Source organism: Ruminococcus sp. AF20-12LB (genome assembly GCF_003478985.1).
In the GTDB taxonomy this organism is placed as follows: Bacteria; Bacillota; Clostridia; order Lachnospirales; family Lachnospiraceae; genus Blautia_A.
In genome coordinates, this window is record NZ_QUGH01000008.1 from 72,697 (window position 1) to 86,822 (window position 14,126).

At 45.8% G+C, this 14,126-nt stretch carries 7 protein-coding genes; 5 read left to right on the top strand and 2 right to left on the bottom strand.

What is annotated here, in order from left to right:
• Positions 1-199: 199 nt before the first annotated feature.
• A complete protein-coding gene (locus tag DWX61_RS11315) occupies positions 200-850 on the top strand; it encodes a trimeric intracellular cation channel family protein (RefSeq protein WP_118513796.1) in 651 nt (216 codons plus the stop codon).
• 209 nt (positions 851-1,059) lie between these two features.
• Here the strand turns inward: DWX61_RS11315 and DWX61_RS11320 are convergent, their stop codons facing one another.
• Together DWX61_RS11320 and DWX61_RS11325 are read right to left on the bottom strand one after the other, a co-directional pair.
• The gene (locus DWX61_RS11320; protein ID WP_118625357.1) at positions 1,060-2,784 is read right to left on the bottom strand and encodes an ammonium transporter; all 1,725 of its coding nucleotides are present in this window, start codon (positions 2,782-2,784) and stop codon (positions 1,060-1,062) included.
• A 295-nt stretch (positions 2,785-3,079) separates the two neighbouring features.
• Positions 3,080-5,182, bottom strand: coding sequence for a glutamine synthetase III family protein (locus DWX61_RS11325; RefSeq protein WP_118625359.1), 2,103 nt, complete (start codon positions 5,180-5,182; stop codon positions 3,080-3,082).
• 377 nt (positions 5,183-5,559) lie between these two features.
• On the opposite strand from DWX61_RS11325, the gene purF reads away from it, so the two are divergent.
• The 4 genes from purF to gltB all read left to right on the top strand — a co-directional run bounded on the left by purF (position 5,560) and on the right by gltB (position 14,114).
• Positions 5,560-6,954 (top strand): amidophosphoribosyltransferase, encoded by a 1,395-nt coding sequence (gene purF, locus DWX61_RS11330; RefSeq protein ID WP_118513750.1) that lies wholly within the window; start codon positions 5,560-5,562, stop codon positions 6,952-6,954.
• Between the two features lie 287 nt (positions 6,955-7,241).
• Positions 7,242-7,466 carry an HPr family phosphocarrier protein gene (locus DWX61_RS11340; protein WP_118625363.1) on the top strand — a complete coding sequence of 75 codons (225 nt, stop codon included), beginning with the start codon at positions 7,242-7,244 and terminating at the stop codon, positions 7,464-7,466.
• Between the two features lie 469 nt (positions 7,467-7,935).
• Positions 7,936-9,564, top strand: a complete 1,629-nt coding sequence (pyrG, locus tag DWX61_RS11345) for a CTP synthase (protein WP_022426745.1) — start codon at positions 7,936-7,938, stop codon at positions 9,562-9,564.
• A 5-nt stretch (positions 9,565-9,569) separates the two neighbouring features.
• Positions 9,570-14,114, top strand: coding sequence for a glutamate synthase large subunit (gene gltB, locus DWX61_RS11350; RefSeq protein WP_118625365.1), 4,545 nt, complete (start codon positions 9,570-9,572; stop codon positions 14,112-14,114).
• Positions 14,115-14,126: the final 12 nt, after the last annotated feature.

The window sequence follows — 14,126 nt, forward strand, 5'->3', positions numbered from 1 at the left end:
AGAAAAGATATACAGAATGAGAAAATTCTGTTAATATGAAAATATAGTGATCACGAAAATAGGAGAAGGAATCCTGCATGGCAGGGTTCCTTCTTGCACCCTGCAGAAATGTGCACCCTGCGGAAATGTACAGACAGGGAAAACAGGATGCAGATATGAGGGTGAGAAAAAATACGGTCGGACATGTATGGAGGGGAAAATGGATTATCAGAGTATGTTTACATTTATGCTGGAGATGGCAGGAACTATTGCGTTTGCTGCTTCCGGAGCTATGGTGGGAGCACAGAGAGGAATGGATATTTTCGGGGTCTGCGTTCTTGGCGTGGTAACTGCAGTGGGAGGTGGAGCTACCAGGGATATTATTCTGGGAATCGTGCCACCGGGGATGTTTCAGAATCCGCTGTATACCATTGTGGCAACAGTGACGTCCTGTATTGTTTTTGCAGTGATGTACTGGAAACAGGAGCTTCTGGAAGGCGGGAACCGTCTGGTCTATGATAAGGTGATGCTGGTGATGGATACGGTTGGACTTGGCGTATTTACCGTCATGGGTGTTGATAAGGGGATTTCCCAGGGATATATGGGAAGAATATTTTTTCTTGTATTTCTTGGAACTGTCACAGGAGTTGGAGGCGGTCTGATCCGTGATATGATGGCAGGAGTACCGCCATATATTTTTGTGCGCCATATTTATGCCTGTGCATCCATTGTAGGGGCTATTGCCTGTGTCTGGACATACAGGCTGTGGGGAGGAGTGCCTGCCATGGTGATCGGAACGATAGTAGTGATCCTGATCCGGTATCTGGCGGCACATTACCGGTGGAATCTGCCGAGACTGAGGAGAGAATAAAAAAAGAAATGTTGATATCGAAATGCAGATACCCGATCTGCATGGTCAGATGAGGCAGCCGTTTGAAATAATGAAGGGCTGCTGCCGGATAACAGGAATGGATATATGAAAAGCTCCGGATCATTTAAGGAATAATGTTCCGGAGCTTTTTATCTTATATTTGGTTTATATTGCGTAGAAAAATCTTATCTGTTTTGATCATAAGAGGATTATGCGTCTGTATCCTGCAGAGCCAGGAAACCTTCCTCGCCGGTACGGATCTTGACAACGTTTTCAATATCGTAAACGAAGACTTTACCATCACCGATCTGACCGGTATGAAGAACTTCTTTGGCAGTATCAATAACCTTCTGAACCGGTACAAGACTTACAACGATCTCGATCTTAACCTTTGGACGGAGGTTCATGTCAACCTCAACACCACGATAGTAGGTTGGAGCACCCTTCTGAACACCACATCCCATAACGTTTGTGATAGTGATACCGGTTACGCCGATCTCGTTCATAGCCTGCATAAACTCATCCAGCTTGTTCTGACGTGTGATGATAACAACCTTTGTCAGTTTATGTACGCCGTCTGCAGGAATCTCAGGAACAGATTCAGCAGGAGCAGAAGGAGCATGTTTTACAACAGGGGCTTTTACGGAAGTTCCCATTGGAGTCGGAGCCTTTGTCATGGTATCCTGTACAAAGAATCCATCGTATGCACTTGCGAGGCCATGCTCTTTCATATCCAGACCTGCGATCTCTTCCTCAGCGGAAACACGAAGTCCGATAGTGTGTTTGATCACCTGGAAGATGATTGTCATAGTAACAGCAACCCATGCGATCGTGATAGCCATACCAATAAACTGAACACCGAAGCCATGGAAACCACCGCCTGTGAGAAGACCTTTCCATCCGGTACCTGCACCGTCGGAGAAAAGACCTACAGCAAGAGTTCCGAAAGCACCGTTAAGACCGTGAACGCCAACAGCACCAACCGGGTCATCAATTTTGAGAACTTTATCAATAAATTCAATACCAAATACTACAATGAATCCGGCGAGGATTCCGATGATAGCTGCAGATGTAGGAGATACGGTATCGCAGCCTGCGGTGATGGCTACCAGTCCTGCAAGAGAACCGTTCAGGGACATGGAAACATCCGGTTTTTTGTAGCGGATCCATGTGATCAGCATGACTGTTACAGTAGCGACAGCAGCGGCAAGGTTTGTTGTTACGAAGATTTTTCCGGCGCTTACAATGGCGTCGCCTTCCATGCTGACAGTAGATGCACCGTTGAAACCGAACCAGCAGAACCAGAGGATGAATACACCAAGCGCACCAACAGTAAGGTTGTGTCCCGGGATCGCTCTGGATTTACCGGATTTGGAATATTTTCCGATACGAGGTCCGAGGATGATGGCACCGATGAGTGCAGCAACACCACCAACCATATGAACAGCACAGGAACCTGCAAAATCATGAAATCCCATCTGGCTGATAAATCCGCCGCCCCAGATCCAGTGACCGGATACCGGATATACAACGAGACTGATCAGCAAACTGTAGATACAGTAGGAGATGAACTTGGTACGCTCTGCCATGGCACCGGATACGATGGTAGCAGAGGTAGCGCAGAATACAGTCTGGAAGATGAGAAATGCCCAGAAAGGAACTCCATCCGGAAGCATTGCGTTTCCGTAGTTTGCCTCTGAGGCGATTCCGCCGATCTTGCCGAAGAAACCGTTTCCTGCACCGAACATGATGCCAAATCCAACCAGCCAGAAGACCGGTGTACCGATACAGAAGTCCATCAGGTTTTTCATAATGATATTGCCTGCGTTTTTTGCTCTTGTGAATCCTGTTTCGACCATTGCGAATCCAGCCTGCATGAAGAAGACCAGTGCTGCGCCGACGAGGACCCAAGTTGTGTTTACTGAAGAATACATAGTAACACTCCCTTTCCCAATTTTTTTCTTTCCTATTATTATGTATAGAAAGAATTTTTGTAATACCGGACAGAAAAAATAGACAGAATTTATCCAGCATCAGTATAACGAAAAAGCGCAGGAGAGAGGAAATTCTCTTCCGCGCCTTTACGAAATCAAAATAGGTATATGTAAAACAGGGGATATCTGTATCGTGTGATTAATGGATGAGGAAATCGATAATGAATTATGAAGTAGAGTTCATAAGGGATATCCCCTGTATTTACCGTATGAAATTTTTATCTGATATCCGTGATCAGATTGAGAATAACAGCTCGTCGTAGGTCGGATATGGAAGTAACTCATCCGGGATCAGAGCCTCTGCCTCATCAGCAGATTTTCTTAAAACTTCCATATCTTCCAGAACAGTTTCCTGATAAGCCTTAGAGCATGCAAGTACATCGTCAGAAGAAGCAAGAGCTTTTGCTGTATCTGCCTTCAGAGTTTCCAGATCCTTTGCCATGGTGTCTGCAAGTGTACTCAGTTTGGAGATCAGAGCAGCTTCACTTGCTACAGAAATATCAGCTACTACGGATTTCTTTGCAGCTGCAGTATCTGCAAGCTTTTCAACATATGTATATACAGAAGGAATTACCTGCTTCTGGATCATCTCAGCCAGAGTGTTGGATTCGATATTGATGGTCTTGTAATAGTTCTCAAGCCAGATATCGTAACGGGAGAAGAGCTCTTCCCTTGTAAAAATGCCATGCTTTGTAAACAGCTCAATGTTCTTCTCAGCAATGAAATGCGGAAGTGCATCCGGAGTTGTTTTAAGATTGTAGAGACCACGTTTCTCAGCTTCTTCAACCCATTCGTCTGTATAGCCGTTTCCGTTAAAGATGATGCGTTTATGCTCTTCGATGGTCTTCTTAAGAAGTGCATGTACTGCGCTTTCCATTTCTTCCTCCGGAACATCCTTAAGAGATGCGCTGAATTCTGCAAGGACCTCTGCAACAGCGGTATTCAGTACGATGTTCGGGTTTGCAACAGATGCTGCAGAACCAAGCATACGGAACTCAAATTTGTTTCCGGTAAATGCAAATGGTGAAGTACGGTTTCTGTCTGTGGTATCCTTTATGAAGTGCGGAAGTACCTTTGCTCCGATATCCATCTGTATCGCATGCTTATTGCTGAAGAAGGTATCGTTTTCAATAGATTTCAGTACGTCTGTCAGCTCATCTCCAAGGAAGATGGATACGATCGCAGGCGGTGCCTCGTTTGCTCCGAGACGATGATCGTTTCCGGCGCTTGCAACAGATACGCGGAGAAGATCGGCATAATCGTCAACGGCTTTGATGACAGCTACCAGGAATACCAGGAACTGTGTATTCTCTGCCGGTGTTTTTCCCGGATCAAGAAGGTTTACACCTGTGTCTGTGCTCATGGACCAGTTGTTGTGTTTACCGCTTCCGTTGATTCCCTCAAATGGTTTCTCGTGAAGGAGGCAGACCATGTTGTGCTTGTCGGCAACCTTCTTCATGATCTCCATGGTCAGCTGGTTGTGGTCAACAGCAACATTTGTGGTATCAAATACAGGAGCCAGTTCGTGCTGTGCAGGAGCAACCTCGTTATGTTTTGTTTTGGCCGGAATGCCAAGCTTCCAGAGCTCTTCGTCAAGATCATGCATGTAAGCAGCAACGCGAGGCTTCAGGGCTCCGAAGTAATGATCTTCCATTTCCTGTCCTTTTGGTGCAGAAGCGCCCAGAAGAGTACGGCCGCAGAAGATCAGGTCTTTTCTCTTTTTGTAAAGATCCTTGTCAACCAGGAAGTATTCCTGCTCAGGTCCTACGGTTGTGTCGATGTGACGGACCTCTTTGTTTCCGAGGATGTGAAGGATACGAACCGCTTCTTTGTTCAGAACATCCATGGAACGAAGAAGAGGAGTTTTCTTATCCAGTGCCTCTCCGCTGTAGGAACAGAATGCAGTAGGAATGTAAAGAGTTTTATCTTTGATGAATGCAGGTGAAGTAGGATCCCATGCTGTATATCCTCTTGCTTCAAAAGTAGCACGAAGTCCGCCTGACGGGAAGCTGGATGCATCCGGCTCACCTTTTACCAGCTCTTTACCGGAGAAATCCATGATCACCTGTCCGTCACCTGTAGGGGAGATGAAGCTGTCATGCTTCTCAGCAGTTACGTTTGTCATCGGCTGGAACCAGTGTGTGTAATGTGTCGCACCATTTTCAGTAGCCCACTCTTTCATTGCAACTGCTACGGAATTTGCAACATCCAGTTCCAGATGAGTTCCGTTTTCAATTGTTTTCTTTAATGCTTTGTACATGTCCTTTGGCAGTTTACTTCGCATCACTTTGTCATTGAATACAAGGCTGCCATACATTTCAGGGATACTCTGTGCCATATAGGTACACTCCTTTCGATTTCACTCATTCATTATAATTTTTAATTATTTTATAAGGGCCGCAGCCGGAAGAGCCGGGTATAAACGGACCGAAAACAAAAAAAGCGCTTCAGATACTTGTCGTATCCAAAGCGCCTTTGCTTTATGTGATGCAGTATACACCAAAATAAAATAATGTCAAGAGCTTTTTGAAAAAAATCTAAAAAATCGACCGGAGCGATGGGACTGTCGGAAAATAGGCAGGGTTGACAAATCTTGTCTTTTTATTATAATCTGATATCGTAGTTATACAGTTGAAAAGTCATTGATTTCTATAGAAAGAGCTTTTTGACCAGTAACCAAGACACACAACACGGAAAGAACAGATGGAGGAAAATATGTCAGGAGTAAAGGAAGAATGTGGCGTATTCGGGATTTATGATCTGGATGGAGGGAATATTGCACCATCTATTTATTATGGTCTTACTTCGCTGCAGCACAGGGGACAGGAGTCCTGCGGAATGGCCGTTTCAAGGACGGACGGAGAAAGAGGAAACGTACAGTTCCATAAAAATCTCGGACTGGTAAGCGAAGTTTTGCGAAAAGATGTTGTACATAATATGAATGGTGATATCGGAATCGGGCATGTTCGTTATTCCACAACCGGAGAATCTGTTGCAGAGAATGCACAGCCGCTGGTACTTTCTTATATCAAGGGAAGTCTGGCACTTGCGCACAACGGAAATCTGGTTAATACAGAAGCTTTGAAATGGGAGCTGATCCAGACAGGCGCAATTTTCCATACAACTACCGACTCAGAGGTTATCGCGTTCCATATTGCAAGGGAACGTGTGCATTCTGCCACTGTAGAGGAAGCAGTACATAAAACCGTAGAGAAGATACGTGGAGGATATGCTCTTGTGATCATGAGCCCTCGGAAGCTGATCGGTGCTCGTGATCCTTACGGATTGAAACCCCTCTGTCTTGGAAAAAGAGATAATGCCTATGTCCTTGCATCTGAAAGCTGTGCGCTGACATCTGTAGGGGCGGAATTTATCCGTGATATTGAACCGGGTGAGATCGTCACGATCACCAAGAACGGACTGAAATCCAGCAAACTGACTGAGAAGAAAAAGCATGCTCATTGTGTTTTTGAATATATTTATTTTGCAAGACTGGACAGCACCATGGACGGCGTGAAAATCTATGATGCAAGGATCCGTGGAGGAAAATCTCTTGCAAAATCCTATCCGGTAGAAGCGGATCTGGTAACCGGTGTACCGGAATCCGGACTTCCGGCAGCAAAAGGCTATTCTGAGGAATCCGGAATCCCGTTTGGCTTTGCATTCTATAAAAATAGTTACATTGGAAGAACTTTTATCAAGCCTACACAGCAGGAGCGAGAGTCCAGTGTCCATCTGAAGCTGAGCGTTCTGGAATCTGTGGTTAAGGGGAAGAGAATCGTTCTGGTGGATGATTCCATTGTCCGCGGAACTACCATTGCCAATCTGATCCACATGCTGAAAGAAGCAGGAGCAAAAGAAGTCCATGTACGTATCAGCTCCCCGCCATTTTTACATCCCTGTTATTTTGGTACCGATGTGCCGTCCAATGACCAGCTGATCGCAGCACAGCACAGCACGGAAGAAATCCGTAAGATGATCGGTGCAGACTCCCTAGGTTATATGCAGATCGATTATCTGGAAGGCATGGCAGGCGGACTTCCGCTGTGCAAAGCATGTTTTGATGGCAATTATCCGATGGAAATACCGGCAGAAATCAAACAGGATTAATAAACTATGTGGAATTAATCTCACAGTAAAAAATAATGGATTGAAAAACAAAAATGTGAAAACTACACAATAAACATATAAAAACCCGGATTTTGTTATGCAAAATCTGGGTTTTTATAGATGGACTCTTAAAAACGATAAAAAACATCAACTTGACAAATCTGACAATATGAGACATAATGTGGGACGACCAGATAAGAAAAGATCGCTGGTCTGGAAAATACAGGAAAATAGCGCGGTCGAAATAAGGCCGGTTTTTTGCCGAGATAAAAGAGAGGATGATATTTATGTCTAAAAAAATTAGATTGAATGCGACAGAGGATGTTAAAGAATTTGTTAAGGCTGCAAGTAAATGTGATTTTGATGTAGATATTTCATATAACAGAATTTTAATTGATGCAAAATCTATTCTTGGAATCCTCAGCATGGATCTGACTAAGGTTCTTACAGTAACCTGTCATGGAGAGGATTATGAGTTTAACTGCTTCCTTCAGAAATATGCAGTTGCCTGACAGACAGTGCAGAGACAGATAGGATATCATAAAAAGAAAAGGCAGACGTGACTGCAGAGACGGGAGATCAGATGAAAATCCCCGGCAGGCGTCTGCTTTTTTCTTTACAACCATTTCATAGGAAGAAATTCCGCAGACTATATGAAAAATCAGTGTTACTGTTCACTGGTAATATTCCGCGAGGTGTTTTTTGTGAGTGAAGGTCACAGAAAACCCGAGACATACCGCGCGAATTTATGCGATTAGCATAAATTCTGTGCATCGCGAAGCGTGTTGCTGAGAACGGAGTGAACAGTAACAAATCAGTTATTGACAAATAAAAAAAAATAGTTTATAGTAAACCATATTTTATATGAAAGATAACTGACAAAGGCGTCAGGAACGGATACCACAGGGGAGTTCTCACCCCTTGGAACCTGTTCCGGACGCCTTTTTGTTGTGGAACACAAAATGGAGGAGGAAATCGAAGATGGCAGTAAAGTATGTTTTTGTAACGGGTGGAGTTGTTTCCGGTCTGGGAAAAGGAATTACAGCAGCGTCTCTTGGGCGCCTTCTGAAAGCCAGAGGATATCAGGTGACTATGCAGAAATTTGATCCCTACATCAATATCGACCCGGGAACTATGAATCCCATTCAGCATGGAGAGGTTTTTGTAACCGATGACGGTACAGAGACAGATCTTGACCTTGGACATTATGAGCGTTTCATTGATGAAAGCCTTGATAAAAATTCCAATGTGACAACCGGTAAGATTTACTGGTCTGTTCTCCAGAAAGAGCGTCATGGCGATTTCGGCGGTGGTACCGTTCAGGTGATCCCGCATATCACCAACGAGATCAAGAGCCGTTTTTACAGAGCAAAATCCGCAGACGAAGACAGAATTGCGATCATTGAGGTTGGCGGTACAGTCGGTGATATTGAGAGCCAGCCATTCCTTGAATCCATCCGTCAATTCCAGCATGATGTGGGACATGACAATGCGATCCTTATCCATGTAACTCTGATCCCATATCTTCGTGCTTCCGGAGAGATGAAGACCAAACCCACCCAGGCCAGTGTAAAAGAACTTCAGGGAATGGGGATCCAGCCGGATGTTCTGGTATGCAGAAGTGAGTATCCTCTTACCGAGGATATCCGTGGAAAGATTGCCCTGTTCTGTAATGTGCCTGTAAGCAATGTGCTTCAGAACCTGGATGTGGAATATTTATATGAAGCTCCTCTTGCAATGGAGAGAGAAAAGCTTGCAGACGTAGTACTGCAGAGCTTAAGACTGGAGAATCGCAAACCGGATCTTACAGACTGGGAAAATATGGTAGAAAATCTCCGCCATCCGGATAAAACTGTGAAGATTGCCATGGTTGGTAAATATACACAGCTTCATGATGCATACCTGAGTGTTGTGGAAGCACTGAAGCATGGCGGGATCTCTTGCCGTGCAAAGGTTGATATCACCTGGGTGGACTCCGAAGAACTCAATGAAAAAAATCTGGATCAGACTCTCCATTCTGTAGATGGAATCCTGGTTCCGGGGGGATTCGGAAATCGTGGTACAGAAGGAATGATCCTTGCGGCACAGTATGCAAGAGTTCATAAGATCCCATACCTCGGGATCTGCCTGGGAATGCAGATGGCTATTGTGGAATTTGCCCGCCATGTGCTTGGATATGAAGATGCCAACAGTATTGAGCTGGCACCGGAAACAACACATCCGGTCATTGCCCTGATGCCGGATCAGGAGGATGTGGAAGATCTTGGAGGAACCCTTCGTCTTGGAAGCTATCCGTGTGTGCTTGCAGAAGGCTCCAGATCCTATGAGCTTTTTGGAAAGAAAGAGATCCAGGAACGTCACAGACATCGTTATGAGGTAAACAACGCATTCCGTAAGGAACTGGACGAAAAGGGAATGTCCATTGTAGGAACATCCCCGGATGCTCACATTGTTGAGATGATCGAAATTGCCGGACATCCGTTCTTTGTGGGAACACAGGGACATCCGGAATTTAAATCCAGACCAAACCATGCACATCCGCTGTTCCGTGGATTTGTGCAGGCGGCAGTTGATAAAAAGACGGCAGAAGAAGCTGCAATGAAAGGATGAGAAAAATGAGAGAAGTAGTAAATCGGCAGCAGGGCCTCTACCGCCCTGAATTTGAACATGATAACTGCGGTATCGGAGCCGTTGTTAATATAAAAGGAAAGAAAACACATGATACAGTTGCCAATGCTCTTAAGATCGTAGAGAATCTTGAGCATCGTGCTGGTAAGGATGCAGAAGGAAAAACCGGTGATGGTGTCGGTATCCTTCTTCAGATCTCCCACAAATTTTTTAAGAAGGTCTGTAAAAAAGAAGGCTTTGATATCGGCGGAGAGAGAGAATACGGTGTAGCCCAGCTCTTTTTCCCGCAGCAGGAGATCAAACGTGCCCAGGCAAAGAAGATGTTCGAGATCATCGTGGAAAAAGAGGGTCTGGAACTTCTGGGATGGCGTACAGTGCCGGTTTTCCCGGAGGTTCTCGGTCATAAAGCGAAAGAGTGCATGCCGTGCATCATGCAGGCATTTGTTAAAAAGCCGGAGGATGTGGAAAAAGGTCTTGCTTTTGACCGTATGCTTTACATCGCACGTCGTGAATTTGAACAGAGTAATGATAATACTTACGTGGTTTCCATGAACAGCCGTACCATCGTATACAAAGGTATGTTCCTAGTAGGACAGCTCCGTACCTTCTTTGGCGATCTTCAGAGCCAGGATTACGAGTCTGCCATTGCAGTGGTACATTCCCGTTTCAGTACCAACACGAATCCAAGCTGGGAGAGAGCACATCCGAACCGTTTCATCGTACATAACGGTGAGATCAACACGATCCGCGGAAACGCCGATAAGATGCTTGCCCGTGAGGAAAATATGGAGTCTCCGTATCTGAAGGATGAGCTTCACAAGGTCCTTCCTGTAGTTAACCGCAATGGTTCTGACTCCGCAATGCTTGACAATACCCTGGAATTCCTGGTTATGAGTGGAATGGATCTTCCACTTGCAGTGATGATCACAATTCCGGAGCCGTGGGCAAACAACGATACGATCTCTCAGGAGAAGAGAGATTTTTATCAGTACTATGCGACCATGATGGAGCCATGGGACGGCCCTGCGTCCATTCTGTTCTCAGATGGTGATGTGATGGGAGCAGTTCTTGACAGAAACGGTCTTCGTCCATCCAGATACTATATCACATCTGATGGCTATATGATCCTTTCCTCCGAGGTTGGTGTTCTTCCTGTGGATGAGGAGAAGGTCGTATTAAAAGAACGTCTTCATCCGGGAAAAATGCTCCTGGTTGATACCGTTCAGGGTCGTGTCATCGATGACAATGAGCTCAAAGAAAAATATGCGAAAAAACAGCCTTATGGTGAGTGGCTGGACAGCAATCTGGTACAGCTTCGTGATATCAAGATCCCGAATCAAAGAGTTGTCGAATACACTCCGGAAGAGAGAGCACGCCTTCAGAAAGCTTTCGGATATACTTATGAGCAGTACCGTACTTCAATCCGAAACATGGCATTAAACGGCTCAGAAAGCATCGGAGCCATGGGACATGATACTCCCCTTGCAGTATTTTCCAAGGAACATTATCCGCTGTTCGATTACTTCAAGCAGCTTTTTGCCCAGGTAACAAACCCGCCGATCGATGCGATCCGTGAAGAAATCGTTACTTCTACAAGTGTATATGCAGGTAAAGACGGAAATCTCCTGATCCAGAAGCCGGAGAACTGTCAGGTGCTGAAGATCAACAACCCGATCCTGACCAACACCGATATGCTAAAGATCAAGAATATGAAAAAGGACGGCTTCAAGGTTGTGACCATTTCTACCTTATATTATAAGAGCACAAAGCTCGAACGTGCCATTGACCGTCTGTTCGTAGAGGTAGACAAAGCCTTCCGTGAGGGAGCAAACATCCTGGTTCTTTCTGACCGCGGCGTGGATGAGAACCATATGCCGATCCCGTCCCTGCTGGCGGTTTCCGCAGTACATCAGCATCTTGTAAAAACAAAGAAGAGCACTTCCCTTGCCCTGATCCTGGAGTCCGGTGAGCCAAGAGAAGTTCATCATTTCGCAACACTTCTCGGATATGGTGCAAGCGCAGTCAATCCGTATCTGGCACTGGATACTATCCATGAGCTGATCGATACACATATGCTGGATAAGGACTATTACGCAGCCGTTGATGATTACAATCATGCGGTGATCAGCGGTATCGTAAAGATCGCTTCCAAGATGGGTATTTCCACTATCCAGTCCTATCAGGGATCTCAGATCTTTGAGGCGATCGGAATTTCCCAGGATGTGATCGATCGTTACTTTACAGGAACTGTAAGCCGCGTAGGCGGAATCACACTGGAAGATATCGAGGATAATGTAGAAAAACTTCATTCTGAGGCATTTGATCCCCTTGGACTTGCCACAGATCTTACACTGGACAGCGTAGGTGCCCATAAGATGAGAAGCCAGGGTGAGGAGCACAAATATAACCCGCGTACCATTCATCTTCTCCAGCAGTCCACAAAACAGGGCAGCTATGAGATGTTCAAGGAATATACAAAGCTGGTAGATGACGAGGGACATGGAAACTTAAGAGGTCTTCTGGACTTCAAGTTTGCCAAGGAGCCTATTCCGATCGACCAGGTTGAGAGTGTTGAGGACATTGTAAAACGATTTAAGACAGGTGCCATGTCCTACGGTTCTATTTCCCAGGAAGCACATGAGACACTGGCTATTGCCATGAACCATCTCCATGGAAAATCCAATACCGGTGAGGGTGGTGAAAGCGATGAGCGTCTGGATTCTGCAGGAACAGACAATGACCGGTGCTCAGCGATCAAACAGGTAGCCAGCGGACGTTTCGGCGTTACCAGCCGTTATCTGGTTTCCGCAAGAGAGATCCAGATCAAGATGGCACAGGGTGCAAAGCCGGGTGAGGGCGGACATCTTCCTGCAAAGAAGGTATATCCGTGGATCGCAAAAACCCGTCATTCCACACCAGGAGTCAGTCTGATCTCTCCGCCGCCACATCATGATATATACTCTATCGAGGATCTGGCAGAGCTGATCTATGACCTGAAAAACGCCAATAAATATGCGGATATTTCCGTAAAGCTGGTTTCTGAGGCGGGCGTTGGTACGGTTGCAGCCGGTGTTGCAAAGGCTGGAGCACAGACTGTTCTGATCTCCGGATATGACGGAGGTACAGGAGCAGCGCCAAGAAGCTCTATCCATAATGCAGGACTTCCATGGGAGCTTGGACTTGCAGAAACACATCAGACGCTGATCATGAACGGACTTCGTAACCGTGTACGTATCGAGACAGACGGTAAGCTGATGAGCGGCCGTGACGTTGCCATTGCAGCACTCCTCGGTGCAGAGGAATTCGGCTTTGCAACAGCGCCGCTTGTAACGATGGGCTGTGTGATGATGAGAGTCTGCAATCTGGATACCTGCCCGGTAGGTGTGGCTACACAGAACCCGGAGCTTCGTAAGAGATTCCGCGGAAAACCGGAGTATGTGGAGAACTTCATGCGCTTTATCGCACAGGAGCTGAGAGAGTACATGGCACGTCTTGGTATTGCCACCATTGATGAGATGGTAGGTCGTACAGACCTTCTTACAGTTTCTGACAGTGTGCAGGAGCCGCATAAGGGTAAGGTTGACTTAAGTGCCATCCTGAATAACCCATATGCAGGAAAGGGCAAAGTAACCTTTGATCCGAAGGCTGTATACAATTTCAATCTTGAGAAAACTCTGGATGAAAAAGTTCTGGTCAGGAAATGTGCACCGGCGATCCAGAAGGGTGAGAAAGTTTCTGTTGATGTAAACGTTACCAATACAGACCGTGCATTTGGTACCATCCTCGGATCTGAGATCACAAGAAATCATAAGAATGGACTTCCGGAGGATACGGTAACTGTAAACTGTACAGGTGCAGGCGGACAGAGCTTCGGTGCCTTTATCCCGAAAGGACTGACATTGAAACTGACCGGTGACAGCAACGACTACTTCGGAAAAGGTCTTTCCGGTGGAAAGCTGATCGTTAAGGTTCCGGAGAAGGCCGGATACAAGGCTGAAGAGAACATCATCGTCGGAAACGTGGCACTCTATGGTGCGACCAGCGGAACTGCATTTATCAACGGTGTTGCCGGTGAGCGTTTTGCAGTACGTAACTCCGGTGCGGTTGCAGTTGTTGAGGGTGTTGGTGAGCATGGCTGCGAGTACATGACAGGTGGCCGTGTGGTAGTTCTTGGAAAAACAGGAAAGAACTTTGCAGCAGGTATGAGCGGTGGTATCGCTTATGTCCTTGATGTGGATAACGTTCTTTACAAGAACCTCAATAAAGCAATGATCTCCATTGAAAAAGTGGATAATAAATATGATAAAAAAGAGCTTCGTGATCTTATCGAGGCTCATGTGGAAGCAACAGGCTCCGAGATCGGTAAGAAGGTGCTGGCTGATTTTGATTCCTATCTGCCTCACTTCAAAAAACTCATTCCGGATGAGTACAAGAGAATGATCACATTAAGTGCAAAGCTGGAAGAAAAAGGTCTGACCAGCCAGCAGGCACAGATGGAAGCGTTCTATGAGAGCATCGGCGTGAAACATTAAGGAGGATGAGGA